The following is a 20,438-nucleotide window of genomic DNA, read 5'->3' as shown; positions in this document are numbered from 1 at the left end:
CTTGAAATTAGTTTAAAAGTGTGTTATAATATCCGAAGTATGATAACATCGGTATCAAAATTCTTATGTGCAAGCGAGCAAAATGTGTTCGCACTCTTTGATAAACGCCCTCAGTTCAGGATTTTTCCCCACTGAAACCTCGAGCCTGTTCACCTTTTTTCCTGCCATGCCAAGGATCCTGTCAAGGTCTTTAGGCTGAGCGGAAAGATATTTTACACAGCGTTCCATGGTTTCCTCAGTGTCAAGCTCAAAAAGCTTGTGGGAGTTGTGAGGATTTTCAGAGTAAAGCTTTCTCAAAAGCATATAGGTGCATATTTTCACCGCCATGTCCGTCTGAGTTTCAAGACCCTTTATGCCGCTGTCTTTTATAATCTCCCTCAGCAACTCGCTTCCCTCGTCCGGACAGCCTAACGCAGAGTTTTTTTCTCTGACCTTGACTAAACCGAACACATCTTCATAGGAAGCACCGTAAAGCTTTATAAGAGCAATGATGATATTGACGTTCTGCTTTTTGCCGTGTTCAACGGCGGATATGCAAGACTGGCTGGTGCCGACTGCTCTGGCCGCACGGCTTTGTGTATAGCCGCTTTCTATCCTCGCGGCGGTAAGCTTCTCACCTATCCTGAGAGTCAGCTCATCTTTGCTGTCATTGCTCATGTAATATCTCCCATATATAAAATCATATTGGTTTTTCAACCATTATTCTATTATACTATAAATTTATGTATTTGTAAATATAAAATCTATAAAATGACGTATTTAAGTGAAAAAAATTTGTGCAGGTTTTAAAGCACTTATCATAAAAGAAAAAGAAAGCAGGTATTTTAAATATGAAAGGCTACAGAATAGCATTTATCCGTCACGGAATGACGCAGGCAAATCTTGACGGACGTTATATCGGTACTACCGACTTGCCGCTGTGCAGAGAGGGTGCTGACCAGCTTTATGAAAAGATAGAAAAGTATGATTACCCTTCGGTGCAGAAGGTCTACACCTCGCCTTTAAAAAGGTGCAAACAGACTATATCTATACTCCAGCCTAACAGGCTTGTGGCTGAGATGCCTGAGCTTCGTGAAATGGACTTCGGCAAGTTTGAGAACAAGACCGCTGATGAGCTTATGAACGACCCTGATTATGAGCAGTTCATAAAAGGAGGACTTGACAATCCTCCGCCGAACGGTGAGTCAACAAGAGAGGTAATAAACCGCTGTTATGAAGCTCTGAACATCATCATTTCCGATATGATGTACGAGGGTCTTACAAATGTTGCGGTATGCACCCACGGAGGTCTTATAATGAATATGCTGGCAGGCTTCGGCGTGCCGAAAAGGAAGCCTATGGACTACGCCTGCGATTTCGGTGAGGGCTTTGAAGTCATGGTGACAGCTTCCATGTGGCAGCGTTCAAACGCTTTCGAGGTAATAGGAACATATCCGCCAAAATATGAGGAAATGCCTGATTACACTGTTGAGGATTATTATACCGACGAGGAAGATAAGTAAGCAAAAAAAAGAAACGAGGGGGGAAAAGGCTTGACAAACAAAGAGATAAAACGATCGGCAAGAAAAAATATAAGCCAGAACATGGGAAACTGCGTATCGCTCACGGCATTTTTGTTTGCGGTATTTGTATTTCTTGGTCTGTGCGAGCTTGCCCTTTTTATGCTTTTCAAACGCATCGGCTGGGAGTACTTTTTCTCGTGGCAGGGAATAAAAGATCATGTTTCCGTAAGGCTATTCTGGTTTCTTGACCTCATTGTCATTATACCTTTTGCAGCTTTTGAAATGTGGACTGTCCGCAGATTTTTTGTTGATATTGCAAGAGCAGACAGCTATGTGGGATCGAGGCAGTATATAAACTCACATTCTTATGTATATTATTCCCACACCATGTTTTCTTCCATTATAATTAATTCACTGAAATTATTTTCCGCAGTACCTTTCGCTATTTCAACCTACAGCGTGTATTATTGGGGCTGGGTATGCAAGCTCAGCGAGCTTACCTCCGCAGGTCTTCTTTGTTTCATGTTCTCACTCGGTCTGTCTGTTGTGTTTTTCGGACTTATGGTGCATTACTGGATATCTCTTGCCCTTGCGCCATATATAATGACGCTAAACCCACGCACCAACATTTTTGACGCCTGCGATCTTTCTGTAAGGCTCATGGACGGTCAGCACGGCAGATACATCTCGTTCCTGCTGAGCTTTGTTATGTATATCCCCGCACTTCTGTTAGTATATCCTGTTTTTGTCATCTATCCATATTTCAGACTAAGCTATATAGTGTTTTTGCAGGATATAATGGGAAGCTACTGGCAGGACAAAATGCCGTCAATGATAAAACGCTGGAGGAAATACAGCAAATGACTGTGACAATAACAAAAGAAGAAAATGAAAAAGCCCTTGAATGTGTACTGCGTTCAAGGGGCTTTTCAAAAAGGCTCATAACAAGGCTCAAACGCACTGAAAACGGCATAACAAGAAAGGGCGTCCTTATCCGCACTGTTGACCTTGTGTATGAAAATGACATCATCATGATAAACGAGGGTGATGGTGAAGCTCTTGACCCTAATCCTGACCTGAAAGCTGATATCCTCTATGAGGACAGCGAGGTGGTGGTGTTCTCAAAGCCGCCTTTTATGCCCTGCCACCCGTCAATAAAGCATCGTGACGATACGCTGGGAAATCTTTTTGCCGCACTTTATCCAAGCCTCGCTTTTAGACCTGTCAACCGCCTTGACCGCAACACGAGCGGCTGTGTGCTTGTGGCAAAAAGTCAGCGAAGCGCCGCAATGCTCCAAAAAAGCTTTGAAAAGACCTATGTTGGAATAATAAAAGACCTGCCCCACTGCGGCGGGCGTATCTGTGCGCCTATCGCAAGGGAGCAGGAAACTATAATAAAACGCTGTGTGAGGGCTGACGGACAATATTCCGCAACGGATTATCTTGTACGCAAAAGGCTGGGAGATCTTTCTCTTGTGGACTTCTTTCTTGAAACCGGCAGAACGCACCAAATAAGAGTACACACGGCTTTTATGGGCTATCCTCTCCTGGGTGATGACCTTTATGGCGAGGCAAGCCCTCTTATAAGCCGTCAGGCTCTCCACTGCGAGAAAATGACTTTTCAAAGTCCTGAAAACGGCAGGATAGTGACTGTTACCGCACCGCTTCCCGAGGATATGCTTTGTCTTATGACACCCGACAGGTGATATCCGTTTCAAGCTCCACCGAGCCTAGCACTTCATCAAGGCGGTCGGCATACTTCAGATAGCTTTGCGGATATTTGTGACGGAAAAGCCGCCACACATCAAAAATATCCGTCCTGTTCTCATACAGGGCTTTGTTCCACACCCCTGTGATGTTTTCTTCAAGGCGCTGTTTCACAAGTGCCGCCACCTGGTCTGAGCTTTTCTCGTCACGGATATCAAGAGAAGTGTGTGCAAGAACAGTGAGCTTCAATCTGCATACGAGCCTGCCGTTCTCGTTATCAAGCTTCAGGCTGTGGCTGTCAGAGGTTATCCTAACGTCCATGGGGCTTCCATTATATTCGATAATATCAGAATACTGCTCTGCCTTTCCCGTGAGCCACAGACAGCCTGATGCGTCAGCGTGGGAAAGATAGCTCTCAAGTACCGTACCTTTTCGTATAAGGGCGGTCTTTTTTATTTCCAAAAGCGGCTCCTGCTGTTCCGCTGACTTTTCCTCATGGCTCTCCGCAAAATCTCCCAGCGGTTGTTTGATAGAGATAACCGGCATAGCGATATACTGCGGTGATCTTATGCAGGAAAGCAGATCGATAAGGCGGCACTCCACCGTTATGCCGTTTCTCACACCCATTTTTATGACCTGTGTGAAGTTTTCCGAGGACATCGTTCCCCTTGTTAGCTGAACGTTCATAAGCTCCTCTGCGGTATTTTCCGCCAAGCAAAGCTCCACTCCAAGAAAAACATTTTTGTCCTTTATAGCAAAAGAGAACAGCTCCTCCGGAGAGGAAAGATCTATATTTTTATTAAAGCATATTATTTGAAGATGGCCAAAAAAGATCTCCCTGCCTATCTGATACTGACAGCCCTCAATGGCGTCTCGGATACTCCTGCCTTTGCAATTGACAGTCTGTATATTGGACTGGCTCACATCGAGAGGAGTATCAGAACCCATACTCTGGGTCTTAAAGACCTGCAGTGACACATTGTATTCCCCGTTCTCATAGTCAACGCCCATGGCGTGGCAAAGAACACGCTCCTCGATATCCACCTGCCTGCCGAAAGAGGAAGACAACAGCGTCACTGCTGCGATAAAAAGCACAACAGCCACCTGTATCTTACGCTTTTTCATCAGATCTCGCCCCCTTTTTCACAAATATCAGGCATAGAAGCGGTATTACGCCTCCGAGAAATATGAGTGGGATAGGGCTGAGCCCTGCGTATGCGATGCTCTCCCACTTGTGAGGCAAAAGCCAAAAGAGCGTTGCCGCCGCAGGAATCGCCGCTGTTATTATCACGCCCGATCCAGAACCGAGCTTAGGAAAAACATATCTCAGGCATCTGCCTGAACAATGGAAATATACTCCCAGCTTATATACCGAGAGCATTACCCACACGCCCATAACAGCGGCGTCATAGCGTTCTATTATGGCAGTGCGTGAAAATGCCGCAAGTGCGAAGAATGGCAGTTTTGCAAGAAGAGTGTAATCTCCAAGTATCATTGTGATAAAACCTAAGACTATTTCAACAAGGGCAAGCCTTGTGAACAGAAAATACATAGACGTTTTTGCTGCATTGCCCTTTATTGAGGGTAAAAGAAAAGCTATCACTGCAAGATAAGAGCTTCTTGCAAGCTCGCTGACAGCAGAATGAAAAATGCCTTTTCCAACGTTTCTTTCCGCAAGGTGAAAATCAACGAATGTGAAATCTTCAAGAGAGCTTATAACAAGGATGGATGTCACAAAGAGAAAAAGTACAAAAAGCACTGTCCCCGTTTTTCCTATGACCCCAAGGCCTGACATTGCAACATATATCCCGCAGGCGGCAACGCTGAGAACTATCATGAGCCGTGGTATATAATCAGAAAAATAATAATCCATAAAATAGGTGAAGGTGCCGATAACATAAAATGACACTGTAAGAAAATATGCAAGATACATTGTACAAACTCCCCTGCCTGCCCACTTTGAACGGCTCACCACAAGTGTGCATGGGTCATCATTAGGAAAGCGCTTGTGGAAAGCCGCCATACAGCATATCATAGCTATCTGAAAAACTGTAGACAGCACTGTTCCAAGCATAAGCTCCAAAGCGTTTGCGGTGCTTTCAGGGAGAAATGTCATCATCGAAAAGGCTCTTGTACAGATAAGCATTGCAAAAAACTGCGATGGCGTAAGCTTTTTCATTGGCTTCCCCCCTTTTCGTCAAGCTTGTATTCTTTAATGGTGCTGTGAGTTTTCTCATATGACCGAAAGCTCCGCCTTGAAATAACGTCCTTTATACCCTTTGAGAAAAATGGCGTAACAGGAGCGGTGTAAGATACTGCAAGGTCGTCCATGGAGTTTATATTTATCATCAAAAGCACAGTGCAAAGTGCAATGCCATAAAGCCCCGAGCCGCCGCCCACAAGGATATACACTAGCCTTAATATAGCCGTCTGCTGATAAAGGCTCGGTATAACGAACGATGATGTTGTGGTTATCCCCACCACTATAAGCAGAGGTGCGGACACAAGTCCGCTTTTTACGGCAGCGTCGCCTATGATAAGACCGCCCACTATAGAAACAGTGCTTCCCACAGGCTTTGGAAGCCGCAAGCCTGCTTCTTTCATTATCTCAAATAGAAGCATTAGCACAAGCACCTCCACTGTCAAAGGATAAGGCGTTGACTCCTCTGAAACTGCAAGATTCAGAAGAAGCTTCAATGTGAAGACCTCAGGGTGAAAGCTCGCCAGTGCAACATACAGACCCGGAAAAGCCACCGCTAGAAAGAACGCAATATATTTCAGCCACCGCATAAAGGTGACGTAAAAAGGCTTTTCCGCAAAATCGTCCATGGTCTGAAAATTTTCCGCAAAAAGCGATGGGCAGATAAGCACAAATGGCGTGCCGTCCACAAAAACACATATCCTGCCCTGATTTAGCCTTGTGCATATCATATCAGGCCTTTCGGAATAAGCCATTTGTGAAAACACTGACGAACCGAAGCCTTCGTCGATAAAAGGTTCGATATATCCGCTTGTAAGAACAGTATCAAGCTTTATGCCTTTGAGCTGTTTTCTCAGCCTGTCCACAGCGTCTGAGCTTGCCCGGTCGCTCATGTAGACCATGCACACGTCGGTGGAAGAACGCTTTCCTATCTGCATCATCTCAAACCGCAGCGATGGTGTTTTCATTCGTCGGCGCACAAGAGAAATATTAGTTCTTATTGTTTCCGTAAAAGAATCCTGTGCGCACATTATAGTCTGCTCGCTTGCAGGCTCAGAAACCGACCGCTTGTCGTAACCCTGGATGCCGTAAACAACAGCCTTTGAAAGCCCCTCTACAAATATGACCGCAAAGCCCGAAAACAAAAACTGTATGACGTCACCATAATTAAAGACCGTTTTTCTCTCGGCGGCAAGCAGGCTTTCTTTTGTTAGGAAGTCGAATACCTGCTCTGCATTGCCCTTTGACTTTTGTGTAGAAAGCTCCATTATAGGTCTGAAAATAAGCTCTGACATTGCGCTCGTTGAGATCATTCCCTCTATGGATACCAACGCACAGCTTACGGAGCATATCTTCACATTCATTATGTTAAGATCCATTGAATTGCCTGTTATGGTGCGAAGTGAAGTCATGGCAGCGTCAATGGTCTTATCTATCTCAGCGTTTTTGTAGTTTCTGAAATCGGGTGTATTCATTTTGTTTCTCCTACATGAAATTTTGTTGTATTTATTATCTGCGGCTGTTATCAGAATATTCTGCATTAAAGCTGCAAAAAATAGCTTTGACCATATTGGAGGAAAACAAAATGCTGATAGTTTTTTTCAGAGCCGTTATACTTTATATACTCATTGTCATAAGCATACGCCTTATGGGCAAAAGGCAGATAGGCGAATTACAGCCCTCGGAGCTTGTTATAACGCTTCTGCTCTCAAACATCGCCACCCTGCCTATCGAGGATATGACTATACCGATGTCAATGGGCATAGTGCCTATATTCACGCTGGTGTGCCTTGACGTTATACTCTCTCACTGCTCGCTTAAATTCAGAGGACTTAGAAAGCTCATATGCGGCTCTCCGAAAATAGTCGTGTCCCGTGGGATCATAGATCAAAAGCAGCTCAAAGACCTGCGTTTTTCTGCAGACGATCTTTTGGAGTCCCTAAGAAGCATGGGTATATTCGATATAAACGAGGTACAGCTTGCGGTGGTGGAAACAACAGGCAAGATATCGGTCTATCAGAAAGCACAGTTTCGACCTGTGAACAATGGCGGAATGGGCGTAAAAGACTCTCAGACCGACCCTCCGCAGCTCGTTGTCGACAACGGCAGGATAATATACTCCGCCCTTGATCTTATCGGCAAAGACGAAAAGTGGCTCATGAAAAAGCTAGGAGAAAAGGGTATGCCCCTGAAAGATGTTTACATCTGCACCGCTGACCCCTCAGGGCAGATAGTTGCCATAAGAAAAGACAAGGGCAAGAAAAAAGTATAAAGGAGCAAGCTCAATGAAAAGATTGACCGCCTGCATTATTATCCTCACTGTCATAGCCGCCATGTCAGTGTTCTCCGTATTTGCGGTAAAAAAAGAAAACGATAAGTTCATAAGTCTTGTGAACGCCGCTGAAAACAGCTACAGAAATGATGACAGCGACACAGCCCAAAGGCTCGAAGAACTCGAAAATGCCTGGAATAAATATTATGTAAGAATATCATATATAGCACAATCCTGCACACTTGATGATATCTCCTATGCAGTGGCAAAGCTCCCAGCCCTATTGGAAAAGGGCTCTGAGGAATTTTTGTCAGAGTGCGAGAGCATACGCTCATGGACAGAGAAGATATACCACACTCAGTATCCCCATTTATATTCAGTTTTTTAATGTAGAAAAATTGTGTCTAAAACGTTATCAAAGTGTATGATTTTTTATTGCGTTATTGTACAAATCTACAAAAATCATACAGAACAAGGCGGTTTCAACGAGTTTTTCTTGACTTTTCTTTCTGCTAATATTATACTTAGAATGTATGAATAGGATAAAAAATTTTATCCTGTTTAGAAAAGAAGTATCAATGGAGGTATGAAATGAACACTATCAAGTTTTGTGCTAAGTGCGGAGCGCCAATAGGTCCGGAAGAAAAATTCTGTGGCGGCTGCGGTGCGTCTGTCGCCGAAATGGAAGCCGAAGCAGGCATTTCCACACAGCAGGCAGCACCTGCTCAGGCACCCGTTCAGCAGGCTCAGCCTGTACAGCAGCAGGCTCCTCAGTATGACCAGCAGTATGCACAACCAGCAAACAACTACGCTCAGGCAGCAGCTCCTGCGGCTGCAAAGCCAAATCCTTTCGCTAAGCTTGGCGAATGGGTAAAGGGTCACAAGAAAATAACACTTATTGCCGCTGCAGCTCTTATCGTTGTTATCGTTGCGATCATCATTCTGTGCAACATTCTTAAATATCAGGTGATCGACGCAAAGGATCTTTTCAAGTTTGAATTTAAGGGCATTGACGGCTGTGGCTATGTTGAGGCAGAGCTTAACTGCTATGACAAGAGCTACTATTCAATGGCAGACGCTACAAGCGCTCTCGGCGACCTTGCTGACGAAGCAGATCTTGACCTTGGCGATCTTGATGATCTTTCCGACTATGCAAGCTCATCTGACAAGTCATCAAAGGTAAGCAAGTATTTTGCACTTGACAAGAAAACTCTTACAAAAGCATTTAACAAAGCTGATGATTTTACAGAAGCTAAGAAGATGAGAAATGCCCTTCTCAAAACAAATAGCGATGGTGAGTATAAGCTGAAGATCACTTTTGATAAGAAAGCAAACAAGAATCTTAAAAACGGTGACAAGGTAAAATGCACAGTAAAGTACAACGAGGATTCTCTCAAGGACAAGAACATAAAGCTAAAGAACACTGAGTTTGAGGTAACTGTAAAGGATCTTAAAAACGGTGAGGAGATCGACTTCTTCAAGGGCGTTGAGGTCAAGTTCTCAGGCTTTGACGGCAACGGCTCTGCTGACGTTTCATATGACTCAGCATATCCATTTATCTACTATGATTATGACTACAAGTCAGATCTGAAAAACGGCGACAAGTACACTGTTACAGCTAACATAGACGTTTATGGCGCAGAAGAAAGCGGTGACATGACTTGGTTTGAATATGACGACAAGTATTATACATACAAGACAGCCGACGTTAAGGACGGCAAGGTAACAAAGGATTTCACTGTTGAGGGTCTTGAAAAAACTCAGGAGATCGACCCGTTCGAGGGACTTGAATTTGAATGCTCAGGCGGTGTTCCATTTGTAAAACCTTACTCAGTAAAGGACGAGTCTATCCCTGCTGCTCTTAAGGACAATGTTTCTTATTCAGTATCATGCGATGATTATATTGGCATCGGCGGCACATTCAAGGTAACTTGCAGCCCTTATTCCTCACTTGCAAGAAATGGTATCACACTTTCCGGCAAAACTGAAACAAACGATTGGGGCGACACTGTTTATGTTAAGGAAATAACAGTTGACGAAACATTCCCTGCATATGTAACAGCTGACAACGGTAAGGCTGCTATGGACAGCTATCAGTCATATCTCGACGACAAGATCGAAGACATGAGAAAGGATATAAAGGGTCATTACGCTCCATATCCTGCTGACTTTGACGGCAAGGTAACATCTATCGAGTCTTTTGATTACGTTGACACTTATGTTGCATTCACAAACAAGAAGAATTATGATTCTTGGGAGAACACAAATGCACTCTACAATCTTTACAAGATAACTGTAAAGACAGACAAGGAGAAAAAGGCAGTTTCATTCTATGCTTCAATCTACTGCTCAAATATCGTTGCAACAGGTGAAACATTTACTGAAGAGCCTTACTTCTCAACATCTTACTACAACAAAGAAGCAGATTTCAAGAAGAAGGTAATTGAAGCCGAGGGTTACACAACAACTAAGGCTGGTGCGGCTTCAAAGCCTGCAACTGACGATTCTTCATCGGCTGCAGCAAGCGAAGCAACAACCACCACAACTACAACGGCAAAGACCGATTCTTCTGTAGCTGAAACAACTACAACTGCAAAGGATAAGGCAACAACTACAACTCTCGTTCCATAAGAGTTAAATAGAGAGAAACACGCCGCGGAATTTTTCTGCGGCGTGTTTTTATGTCCTGACAACTCTTGAAAACCTTGTCAAAATGTGATATAATATTTGTTACGATAATAAAAAAGCAGCTCCGAAGAGCCGGAGCTGCTTTATGAAACGATCGTTATTTAAGGCACTGTGAACCATTTTCAAAAAGCACTTTGTTGAGCTTTGCCACATCATAGCCTTTGTTTATTGCATCAATGAGTATGCAATCACGGGTGTTTTTAGGATAAAGCTGAGCTTCACCCGCAAGGGTCAGAAGTCGCTGAACGGTATCAATATCGAGCTTCATAGCAAGTGCGATAGCGATTATCTTATCCTTGCTTGGAAGTCTTGCTCCTGCAAAAATCTGATATCCATATATTTGATTTAGCTGGGATATTCTTATGACCTCTATCTTTGTCATCTTTTTCTTTTTCACAAGCTCACAAAGATAACGTGCAAAATCCTGTCTGTCAAGAGAATCCTTATTGTTGCTTAGAAAACTGTTGATATCATCGCTTCCATTTAACTCCTCCATAAGCTGTGTTGTTTTTTTCATGTCACCAGTTCCTTCCTATAATAATTTATTTTTTACATTTTTACATTGGAGATGAGAAATATGTCACAAAAAAGCTTATATGATTTTGAAACAGAACAGATCGACAAAATGTTCGACTGCAAAAACTATCTATTTAAAAACAGCAAGCACGAAAAAGTCATTTTAGAGAGTGACACAGGTGTAAAAATGGTGCGGCACATTATCTATAAGCCTGCTGACGTTTCTGTATATCAAAGGCTCGCATTGATAAATAATCCATATCTTTGCCGTATCTACGAGATCTCCGAAAGCACTGAAGCGTATACTATCTATGAAGAATTCTGCGACGGCATGACTCTTACGGATTATGCAAACGGCGAAACACTAGCAGAACACGACGCCCTGAACATTACCTGCTCCATATGCCAGGGATTGTATGCTCTTCACAACAGCGGCATCGTTCACCGTGATATAAAGCCTGATAATATTATAATATGTGACGACAATAATGTCAAGATTATAGATTTTGATATTTCTAAAATTTACAAATCTAATCAACGCTCTGACACCCAGACTTTGGGAACTGTAGGCTTTGCCGCACCTGAACAATTCGGTATGCAGCAATCTGACGCAAGAACAGATCTCTATTCTCTGGCAGTGCTTCTGAACGTTCTTTTGACAGGTGAACACCCGTCGGTCAAAATGTGCGAAAACAAAAAGCTGTTGAAGATCATCAAAAAGTCACTTTCCATAAATCCGTCTGACAGATACAGCTCGGCTGAGGAAATGTTCAAAGCGCTTGACAAAGTCAGGAGGCATTTGAAAAAATGAAAAAATGTCCTAATTGCGGAAGAATTCTTCATGACGATTCCATTTTTTGCTTTGGCTGCATGAGCGAAATAAACAAGAGGCAAGAAATAGTTCTCGCTACCCCCAAAAAAGTGTTTTTAAAAGCAAAAATAGCCACACCAATAATCGCTGTGGCATTAGTATCCGCAACTGTTTTCGGGGTGTATACTTATAATAACAATAGTGATAAGACCACGGCTGTGAAAAAAAACACACCTCAATCTGCTTCCACTGTCACCACAAATACACCTGTGACAACTACTCTGCCTCCCGTCACCACTGTCATGACTACTACCACAGAAAAGCGTGAGCCTGACAAGTCCGCCCTTGCGTCAGATATTGCAGAAGGGGCGGCATTAGCAGAGTCAAAAGCCGCCGCAGTCACCACCACTACCACTACAGAAAAAGTGACTGAGCCTGTGACTGAGCCTGAGATACAGCAGGATATACCCCAGGAAAACACAGAAGATACCCAGCAGAACGAGCCTGTCGAGCCTGAATATTACTCCCCTGATGGTGCAAGTCAGATGACCCTTGACCTGCTCGATTATGTAAATCCTCTCCGTGAGAAATATGGTCTGAAACCACTCCGTGCAAGCGGACAGCTTGATGAATGTCTGCAAAAGAGCCTGTATCAAATGGACGACTACTGCCAAGGCATTGGCAACGTATACGAACATCTCTCTGAGGTTGGTCTGCCTAACAACAGCAAAATACGACAATTCACAGCAAACAACAGCTGTGTTTCAGACTATGACGAGGCATACACAGAGCTTTTTACTTGGTTAAAAAATAATGCAAGCTTTGGTCTCTCTTACGGTGACAATCTGATCAACGGCTTGGAAGATTACACATATCTTGGTGTTTGCTTTTTCCATGATGATATAGTTCAGGAAAGAAAAGACCATATGTGGAATGACCCGGATAATGATGAATACGAATCTATGCCGCTATATCAATGCTATGTTTATGTTATGAAATAAGACGACAATATCCGACTTGAATATTTTATGCGATTGTGATATAATAAAGGCAACACAAAACGTAAAAAACAAATTACAAAAAAAGAGGATATTTATGAATAATCAGACTAATAACGAGAATTTATCCCAAGGCACTAATGGCCAGCCTGACGAATACAGCGCTTATCGTGATGAAGAATACGAAAGAATGCGCATTGAAATGGAAAAACGACGTGCCGAAAGGCGTGCAAGAGAACACAGGCGTGTTATGAAAAACCGTATCATTGCCATAGCAATTCTTTTGGTGATAATTTTTGTGATAGTGAAAGCCTGTGGTGGAAAGTCAGACAACAAGCCTGTTGCTGATTCATCATCACAGACCGAAAGCACAAAGCAGGCGGAAGCAAAGACCACCACCAAAAAGAAAACCTCCGACAACAGCAAAGCAGAGGAAACAAAGCATAAGATAGAGCAGTCAAACGGCATGACCTTTGTTGACGGTATTCTTATCGTAAACAAGACCTACTCCCTGCCATCAGATTATGCACCGGGCGTAAGCACAATTGCACAGAACGCCTTTGACGAAATGGCAGCTGCAGCGGCTCAGGACGGCATAACACTCTTTGTAAATTCAAGCTATCGCTCATATCAGGATCAGGAATCTCTTTATAACTCCTATGCCGCAGAGCGTGGCACAGAAGCTGCAGACGAGGTATCTTCCCGTCCGGGACATTCAGAACATCAGACAGGTCTGACCTTTGATGTTAACACCACCGAGAACAGCTTTGCAGGCACTCCCGAAGCCAACTGGCTGGCTGAACATTGTGCAGAGTACGGCTTTATTATCCGATACCCTGAGGGAAAAGAGGACAAAACAGGATATGTGTATGAGCCGTGGCATATTCGCTATCTTGGCAAGGAAAAAGCCGAAGCTGTCACAAAAAGCGGACTTTGCCTTGAAGAATATCTTGGTGTCACCTCTGATTACAAATATGCCGAAGATCAGAACTGTTCAAGCCTGAACACTTCCGACACCCAGTCAAATCAGCCTGACGGCTACACAGACGGCTATTATCAGGACAACACAAATTACGATTATCAATACTGATACAAATACAAAGCGGACAGCCACAGGAAAGTGGTTGTCCGCTATTCTTTACTTTGTCATAGGGGAAGTCGAGTACGCTGTCCCCTACAGCCTAATATCCGTTACTTATTTTCTGAGCTTTCTGTGCTATCAGAGCTTTCCAAACTGCTGTCATCATAGTGGACAGGCTCAGTTGTAAGACCCTTATCTCCTGCCTCTGCGGCTTTCTCAGTCATATCGTCAACTATGCGTTTGAAAACTTTGAACGCCTTATCATAATTCTCCTGCATAGTTTCCTTAGAGTCGCCCAAAGTCTTAACCGGTGTTCTCATTGAAAGGTGGATATCATTCGGCATATTCTCGAAGTTAAGCTCCTTTGCCATGACCTCCATATTCCAGCTCATGCCCATATCGTCAACATACTTGTTGTTTGGAAATTCCTTTGGCAACTCAGGAGTCATTATTGACTTGAACTCCTCGTCAGTGTTTGAGTCTGTTATAACAAGTATAGACTCGCCCCCCTGAAGCTGTGCCAAGAACTTAGTGCTGTTCACGTTCTGCTGCTGATAATCGTCGCTGTGAGAATTTAGCGGAATCATAATGACCTCAACATGGACATAACCATTGCCGTCAAGATCGTCCGTGTATTTTTCAAAGAACTCCTCCAGTTCCTCCTGACGTGTTTCCAAGCCGTTGTTTGCGATCATAAGCACTGTCAGGTCAGCCTTTTCACGCCTTGCAGCGTCAATAAAAATAAATGCCGCCACCGCTATGATAAATATTGCAAAGATTATCCACACCTTGTTGTGATAAAAGAAATTCTGCACCTTTTCAAAGCCGTGAAGCTCTCTTATCTGGTCATGCTCTTCCTTTATGTAAGACTCGCTTTCGTCGATAATTCCGCTTTTGAGCTTCATAAGCTCGATACGCTCCTGAGCAAGCCTGCGTTCACGTTCCTTTTCTTCCTGACGTTCACGCTCACGTCTTTCAGCTTCCGCCTGCTCTAAAACCTGCCTTTCACGCTCCTCAGCCTCACGCCTTTGCTGAGCCAGCGTGCGCTCATACTCTGCGTCATCAGCGTCCTCCAACAGACCCTGACCCTCCAGACTTTTGTCGAGCTTTGATATATTAATGTCCTTTTCGTCTTTTTTTGACATATCACTGCCGTCCTTTGCGAGATATTTTATATCATATTAGTATAAACCAATAATATTAACTCCGTATTAACAAAAAAGAGACAGCATTTTCATGAAAAATGTCTATATACAAATAAAAATAAAATGTGTATAATATACATAAATCAAATAAATTAGGTTGTGATAATAACAATTTAGTGAAAAGAGGAGAGATAGCAATGCTTGAAAAGAACATACAGAAAAACACAGAAAAATCAGAGATATCCGAACAGCTAAAAGGGCTGAGAGAACAGCTCACCCTGCTTGAAAACAAAATAAAGACCGCAGGAGTGCCTGTTATAATCACATTTGACGGCTGGTCTGCCGCAGGAAAAGGCTCGATGATAGCAAAGCTAATACGCTCTCTTGACCCACGTTTTTACAAGGTGGTGTCATTTCGTGCGCCAAACGAGCAGGAAAAGCGTATGCCATGGCTGTGGCGTTATTGGCAAAGCCTGCCGAAAAAAGGCGAGTTTCTTATCCTTGACCGAAGCTGGTATCGTGACACTGTGAACGCCTTTATGTACGGTGAGATAGACAAGGAAACAAGGGACACACGCCTTGAAGATATCTGCACCTTTGAAAGGCAGCTTACAGATGACGGATATGTTATCGTGAAAATTTTCCTGCACATTACCGAAGACGAGCAGAAAAAGCGTATCGAAAAGCTGGAGAACTCCTCTGTTACAAGCTGGCGTGTGGAAAGCCACGATATAAAGAACATGGAAAAATACGATAAGTTTTTCCGCAGATATGACAAAATGCTTGAAAGCACAAACACGGCATTTGCTCCGTGGACTTGCATTGGGGCAAATGAACGTGCCTCTGCTGAGCTTGAAGTGCTGACAGCGGTCACAAAGGCAGTAAGCACTGCAGTTTCCGCCAAGGAGAAGGGCGAACATTATATTCCCGAACCACAGTTCGACACCTGCGGATACAATTATCCTGAATATAAAACTATTGAAATGCCTGCTCTTGCAGAAGTGGATATGAACAAGTCCCTTGACGAAGCGGAATATGAGAAAAAGCTGAAAAAATATCAGGACAAGCTTTTCAAACTGCAAAATCTCTGCTATCAGAAGAAGATACCTGTTATAATATGCTATGAAGGCTGGGATGCAGCAGGAAAAGGCGGAAATATCAAGCGCATTGCGGCTGCCCTTGATCCAAGGGGCTATGAAGTTCACCCTATCGCTGCACCTGAGCCGTCAGAGCTTGCAAGGCACTATCTATGGCGTTTCTGGACACGTCTTGAAAAGAATGGTCACTTTACTATCTTTGACCGCACATGGTATGGCAGAGTAATGGTCGAGCCTATCGAAAAGCTCACCCCAGAAGAACGTGTGAACATGGCTTATCGTGAGATAAACGAGTTTGAAAGCCAGCTTCATGATTGGGGCGCAGAGATAATAAAATTCTGGGTGAATGTTGATAAAGACGAACAGCTCCGCCGTTTTAACGAGCGTGAGAACACACCTGAAAAGCGTTGGAAGATAACCGATGAGGATTGGCGCAACCGTGAAAAGTGGGACACCTATGAGAAATATGTTGACCGCATGATAACACTTACCTCCACAGATATAGCACCATGGACGATACTTGAGGGCAACGATAAAAAATACGCCCGCATAAAAGCACTGAAAACTATTGTGAAACGCCTTGAAAAGCGTTTGGAAAAAGAAGATAAATAAAAAAAAGCGGCGAAGCGTAATGCTCCGCCGTCTTTTATTTGCCGTCAGATCAGCATCCGCAGCCACCGCAACCATTGTCGCAGCCACAACCACCGCAGCCGTTTCCGCAACCGCCACAGCCATTTCCGCAACCGCCGCAGCCACAGCAGAATATGAGAATAAGGATAATGATCCACCAACAACCGCCAAATCCACAACCGTTCATAAATGAAATCTCCTTTTTTATTAAGATTTATAAAGCTGAAGCTTTGCTCCGTTGCTTTATATTACAGTTTATGACGCAGAGAAAAATGTGTTACAAAAAAATCTGCAAGGAGAATTTGTCCTGTGCATAAGAATATAAAAGCGATAAAAATGCGAGAATAACAAGACGCAAAACTGTCAAGAATGTAGCTAAGACAAAGCTTTGTCTTAAACATTTTAAGGGGTGAATTTTATGAACGAACAGTTTTTTGATAACGACAGCTTTACACCAAGGGCAAGAGAGCTTGTGAAAAATGCCGTCACTCTGGCAGGAAGCTGGGGGCATACTTATATCGGCACTGAACATATCCTGCTCTCTGCCGCCTATGAGGAGGACTCCACAGCCTGTGCAGTGCTTCTGCGCCACGAGGTCACGGCTCAAAGGATAGAGGAGCAGATAGAATACATCATAGGCAGAGGCACGCCATGCCGTCTTACGAAAAATGACATCACTCCTAACGCTGCCGCTGTTTTAAAAGGCGCAAAAAGGCTGTGCGAGAGCATGGGTGGCGGTATCGCAGGAACTGAATACATTCTTGCTATGATACTCCGCCGCAGTGATTGCTGTGCCTTTGAGATATTGCAGCAGTTAGGGGTGAACTGCAACAAGATGTACAACGATTGCTCATTGTCAGGCAACGAGCCTAATATTTTTTCAGACAGAAATTATCCCAAGCTAAAGACCCTTGAACGCTACGGCAGAGAGCTTACACGCAAAAGCGAGTGCGAAAAATTCGACCCCTGCATAGGCAGAGAAGCTGAAACAGAACGTATCATGGAGATACTCTGCCGCCGCACAAAGAACAATCCCTGCCTTGTAGGTGAGGCAGGTGTGGGAAAGACCGCTGTTGTGGAGGGGCTTGCGAGAAAGATCATGCTTGGAGAAGTGCCGTCTGCGTTGTCCTCAAAGCGGATCTTCTCCCTTGATATAACTGCCCTCCTTGCAGGAGCAAAATATCGTGGTGACTTTGAGGAGCGATTGAAAAGCTGTATGGACGAAGCCGCAAAGGCTGGAAATGTGATACTTTTCATTGATGAGCTTCACAACATAATGGGTGCAGGAGCGGCAGAGGGTGCAATAGACGCTGCAAATATCCTGAAGCCACAGCTTGCAAGGGGCGGTCTACAGCTCATAGGCGCAACGACTTTTGAGGAATACCGCAAAAATATTGAAAAAGACTCAGCTATGGAGCGACGCTTTCAGAAAGTGAAGATAGATGAGCCTGATCAAAGCCAGACCTGCCGTATCCTCAGCGGTCTTATAGACAAATATGAACAGCACCACAGCGTTGACATCTCACCTGATCTTATCCCATACGCAGTTAAGCTTGCTGCAAGGTATGTCACCGACAGATTTTTTCCTGACAAAGCAATTGATATCCTTGACGAAGCCTGTGCCTGTGCGGTCATAGAGCAAAGCGAAAATAATTCTGGTGAGAAAATATCAGACGCTTTCAACGATTATGTGAAAGGCAAGCTCACCCGTGACGAATATCTCACCACCATAACAGAGTGCCGCCCAAAGCGCATACCACTTGAAAAAAGGCACATTGACAGCGTTATTTCATCGCTCACAGGCATAAACTGCGCTGATATCGGACAGGACGAAGCCACAAGGCTCACAGGGCTTGAAGATAAGCTAAGCAAAAGCATTGTGGGACAGCAGACGGCTATAAAGTCACTCTGCTCTGCCGTCCGCCGCTGTCGTGCAGGACTAAAGGGCAGCGACCGCCCCATGGGAAGCTTTATTTTCTTAGGGTCAACGGGAGTGGGCAAGAGCCAGCTTGCAAAAGATCTTGCCAAAACGCTTTTTGGCAGAGATAATGCCATTGTAAAGCTTGATATGTCAGAATACATGGAACGCCACAGCGTTTCAAAGCTCATAGGTTCGCCCCCTGGATATGTAGGCTTTGACGAGGGTGGCAGGCTTACCGAACAAATTCGCCGCAAGCCCTACTGTGTGCTTCTTCTTGACGAAATAGAAAAGGCTCACCCTGACATCTACAATCTGCTTTTGCAGATACTAGAGGACGGCTGTCTTACCGACTCTGCTGGCAGGACAGTTTCTTTCTCCAATGTCCTTATAATAATGACCTCGAATATCGGCGTGAAAAAGCTTGCCGAAACCAAGACCGTGGGCTTTTCAAACAGCAAGTCAAATGGCGAAGCCAAGAAAAAAGCCATGCTCTCAGAGCTTAAAAGCTTTATGTCTCCCGAGCTTTTAGGCAGGATAGATGAGGTGATTGTTTTTAACGACCTTACCCTTTCCGATATGGAAAACATTACACGCCTTGAAATATCTGCTCTTGAAAAAAGGCTCTCCGAACTTGGCTGTACACTCGCCTGTCAGCCAGAGGTCTACCCTTTTATCGCAAAGCAGGCACTTTCAAAAAGCGGCTCTGCAAGAGAAATACGCCATATAATCACCGCCCTCATAGAAAATCGCATAAGCGATATGCTTATCTCCTCCGCCTGCCGTGACTTTTCTGTTTGCGTATCTGAAAACACCTTAACTGTCGCACAGCACCGCAGACAACTGTGTTCATAGAAATTTTACAAAGTATAGTTGAGGGATATTTTACAAAAGCCCGCCCATATGTTATAATATTTTTATATATTGTTGTCCAAACGGCAAAAGGAGGATAAAAATGTCTGACAGAAAATACAAGCTATATTCCGACTCCACCTGCGATCTGTCGGAGGATATATTAAAAAATATGGACGTGACGCTTCTGGAATTATCTTTTGAAGTAAACGGTGTTGTAAAGAGCAAGAATGACATGACGCTGCCTGAATTTTATTCCCAAATGCGAAACGGAGCAGTAACGAAAACATCGCAAATAGGGATCTCCGACTATGAACAGGCTTTTGAAAAGGAACTTGCCGCAGGCTATGATGTGCTTTATCTTGGATTTTCATCAGGTCTGAGCGGCAGCTTCAACACTTCCTGCATTGCAAGAGATAGCGTAATGGAAAAATACCCAGAAGGCAAGATAATCTGCATAGACTCCCTCTGTGCTTCAACAGGCGAAGGTCTTTTGCTCATAAAGGCTGACGAAAAGAAAAAGCAGGGTCTTTCCATTGACGAGCTTGCCCAGTGGATCACTGACAACAGGCTTCACCTATGCCATGTTTTCACAGTTGACGACCTGAAATATCTCCACCGAGGTGGCAGAGTATCAAAGACCGCCGCCATAGCAGGCTCTATTCTTGGCATTAAACCACTTCTCCACGTTGACAATGAGGGACATCTTATCCCAGTTGGAAAGATACGAGGCAGAAAGCAATCCATTGAAAAGCTTGTGGATATGATGTGCGAACGCATGGGAAATTGGGATAATTCCACAGTAGCCGTCTGCCATGGCGACTGCCTTTCAGACGCTGAATATGCAGCCGACCTTATGCGAAAAAAGCTTGGCAAGAAGACCACTGTGCATATCTGCTACACAGGTGCTGTTATAGGCTCACACTCAGGACCCGGAACTCTCGCTATGTTCTTTATGGGCGACCAGCGATAAAAATACAATACAAAAGCGGACGAAGCCCGAAAACTTCGTCCGCTATTT

19 protein-coding genes are annotated in these 20,438 nt (G+C 44.0%); 12 read left to right on the top strand and 7 right to left on the bottom strand.

The features are described from left to right. Positions 1-63: 63 nt before the first annotated feature. The gene (locus tag DWW81_RS04540; protein WP_117896855.1) at positions 64-657 is read right to left on the bottom strand and encodes a helix-turn-helix transcriptional regulator; all 594 of its coding nucleotides are present in this window, start codon (positions 655-657) and stop codon (positions 64-66) included. Positions 658-830: 173 nt separating this feature from the next. Here DWW81_RS04540 and DWW81_RS04535 point away from each other — a divergent pair, with 173 nt between their 5' ends. From DWW81_RS04535 to DWW81_RS04525, 3 genes are read left to right on the top strand one after another with little or no spacing between them, the layout of a single operon-like run. After that, positions 831-1,502, top strand: coding sequence for a histidine phosphatase family protein (locus DWW81_RS04535; RefSeq protein ID WP_117896854.1), 672 nt, complete (start codon positions 831-833; stop codon positions 1,500-1,502). Positions 1,503-1,532: 30 nt separating this feature from the next. Further along, positions 1,533-2,366: a hypothetical protein gene (locus tag DWW81_RS04530; RefSeq protein ID WP_117896853.1), complete on the top strand. Its 834-nt coding sequence runs from the start codon at positions 1,533-1,535 to the stop codon at positions 2,364-2,366. Continuing rightward, on the top strand, positions 2,363-3,208 hold the full coding sequence (locus DWW81_RS04525) for an RluA family pseudouridine synthase (protein ID WP_242989563.1): 846 nt from the start codon (positions 2,363-2,365) through the stop codon (positions 3,206-3,208). Before DWW81_RS04530 ends, DWW81_RS04525 begins: the two co-directional genes overlap by 4 nt. On the opposite strand, the gene DWW81_RS04520 is transcribed toward DWW81_RS04525, so the two are convergent. Genes DWW81_RS04520 through DWW81_RS04510 form a run of 3 tightly spaced genes read right to left on the bottom strand, consistent with a single transcriptional unit; the run spans position 3,189 to position 6,884 of the window. Further along, the gene (locus tag DWW81_RS04520) at positions 3,189-4,334 is read right to left on the bottom strand and encodes a Ger(x)C family spore germination C-terminal domain-containing protein (protein WP_117864908.1); all 1,146 of its coding nucleotides are present in this window, start codon (positions 4,332-4,334) and stop codon (positions 3,189-3,191) included. The two genes, DWW81_RS04525 and DWW81_RS04520, sit on opposite strands and share 20 nt — an antisense overlap. Beyond that, the gene (locus DWW81_RS04515; RefSeq protein ID WP_117896851.1) at positions 4,321-5,388 is read right to left on the bottom strand and encodes a GerAB/ArcD/ProY family transporter; all 1,068 of its coding nucleotides are present in this window, start codon (positions 5,386-5,388) and stop codon (positions 4,321-4,323) included. Before DWW81_RS04515 ends, DWW81_RS04520 begins: the two co-directional genes overlap by 14 nt. Beyond that, positions 5,385-6,884: a spore germination protein gene (locus DWW81_RS04510; RefSeq protein ID WP_181982664.1), complete on the bottom strand. Its 1,500-nt coding sequence runs from the start codon at positions 6,882-6,884 to the stop codon at positions 5,385-5,387. The genes DWW81_RS04515 and DWW81_RS04510 overlap by 4 nt, the downstream gene beginning before the upstream one ends. A gap of 110 nt (positions 6,885-6,994) precedes the next feature. On the opposite strand from DWW81_RS04510, the gene DWW81_RS04505 reads away from it, so the two are divergent. The 3 genes from DWW81_RS04505 to DWW81_RS04495 all read left to right on the top strand — a co-directional run bounded on the left by DWW81_RS04505 (position 6,995) and on the right by DWW81_RS04495 (position 10,312). Further along, positions 6,995-7,681, top strand: coding sequence for a DUF421 domain-containing protein (locus DWW81_RS04505; RefSeq protein ID WP_117896849.1), 687 nt, complete (start codon positions 6,995-6,997; stop codon positions 7,679-7,681). 13 nt (positions 7,682-7,694) lie between these two features. Then, positions 7,695-8,069: a DUF4363 family protein gene (locus DWW81_RS04500; protein ID WP_022288515.1), complete on the top strand. Its 375-nt coding sequence runs from the start codon at positions 7,695-7,697 to the stop codon at positions 8,067-8,069. 203 nt (positions 8,070-8,272) lie between these two features. Next, the gene (locus tag DWW81_RS04495) at positions 8,273-10,312 is read left to right on the top strand and encodes a zinc ribbon domain-containing protein (RefSeq protein WP_117896848.1); all 2,040 of its coding nucleotides are present in this window, start codon (positions 8,273-8,275) and stop codon (positions 10,310-10,312) included. A gap of 154 nt (positions 10,313-10,466) precedes the next feature. On the opposite strand, the gene DWW81_RS04490 is transcribed toward DWW81_RS04495, so the two are convergent. Beyond that, entirely contained in the window at positions 10,467-10,886 is a 420-nt protein-coding gene (locus DWW81_RS04490; protein WP_051706344.1) for a hypothetical protein, read from the bottom strand. Positions 10,887-10,946: 60 nt separating this feature from the next. Between DWW81_RS04490 and DWW81_RS04485 the strand changes: the two genes are divergently transcribed. The 3 genes from DWW81_RS04485 to DWW81_RS04475 all read left to right on the top strand — a co-directional run bounded on the left by DWW81_RS04485 (position 10,947) and on the right by DWW81_RS04475 (position 13,784). Further along, positions 10,947-11,696 (top strand): serine/threonine-protein kinase, encoded by a 750-nt coding sequence (locus DWW81_RS04485; protein WP_181982663.1) that lies wholly within the window; start codon positions 10,947-10,949, stop codon positions 11,694-11,696. Further along, positions 11,693-12,697 (top strand): hypothetical protein, encoded by a 1,005-nt coding sequence (locus DWW81_RS04480; RefSeq protein WP_117896846.1) that lies wholly within the window; start codon positions 11,693-11,695, stop codon positions 12,695-12,697. Before DWW81_RS04485 ends, DWW81_RS04480 begins: the two co-directional genes overlap by 4 nt. A 94-nt stretch (positions 12,698-12,791) precedes the next feature. Continuing rightward, positions 12,792-13,784: a M15 family metallopeptidase gene (locus tag DWW81_RS04475; protein ID WP_242989562.1), complete on the top strand. Its 993-nt coding sequence runs from the start codon at positions 12,792-12,794 to the stop codon at positions 13,782-13,784. 101 nt (positions 13,785-13,885) lie between these two features. On the opposite strand, the gene DWW81_RS04470 is transcribed toward DWW81_RS04475, so the two are convergent. Beyond that, entirely contained in the window at positions 13,886-14,920 is a 1,035-nt protein-coding gene (locus DWW81_RS04470; RefSeq protein ID WP_117896845.1) for a hypothetical protein, read from the bottom strand. A gap of 197 nt (positions 14,921-15,117) precedes the next feature. On the opposite strand from DWW81_RS04470, the gene pap reads away from it, so the two are divergent. Then, positions 15,118-16,629, top strand: a complete 1,512-nt coding sequence (gene pap, locus DWW81_RS04465) for a polyphosphate:AMP phosphotransferase (RefSeq protein WP_117896844.1) — start codon at positions 15,118-15,120, stop codon at positions 16,627-16,629. 49 nt (positions 16,630-16,678) lie between these two features. Here pap and DWW81_RS13195 read toward each other — a convergent pair whose 3' ends face one another. Next, the gene (locus DWW81_RS13195; protein WP_022288524.1) at positions 16,679-16,834 is read right to left on the bottom strand and encodes a hypothetical protein; all 156 of its coding nucleotides are present in this window, start codon (positions 16,832-16,834) and stop codon (positions 16,679-16,681) included. A gap of 231 nt (positions 16,835-17,065) precedes the next feature. On the opposite strand from DWW81_RS13195, the gene DWW81_RS04460 reads away from it, so the two are divergent. Both DWW81_RS04460 and DWW81_RS04455 read left to right on the top strand, forming a co-directional pair. Beyond that, positions 17,066-19,420, top strand: coding sequence for an ATP-dependent Clp protease ATP-binding subunit (locus DWW81_RS04460; protein ID WP_117896843.1), 2,355 nt, complete (start codon positions 17,066-17,068; stop codon positions 19,418-19,420). A 100-nt stretch (positions 19,421-19,520) separates the two neighbouring features. Then, the gene (locus tag DWW81_RS04455; RefSeq protein WP_117896842.1) at positions 19,521-20,390 is read left to right on the top strand and encodes a DegV family protein; all 870 of its coding nucleotides are present in this window, start codon (positions 19,521-19,523) and stop codon (positions 20,388-20,390) included. The last annotated feature ends 48 nt before the right edge of the window (positions 20,391-20,438 follow it).

Source organism: Ruminococcus sp. AF17-1AC, from assembly GCF_003461385.1.
GTDB classification, from domain to species: Bacteria; Bacillota; Clostridia; order Oscillospirales; family Ruminococcaceae; genus Hominimerdicola; species Hominimerdicola aceti.
Note: the sequence above shows the minus strand (reverse complement) of the source record. Positions and strands in the feature narration are given on the sequence as shown.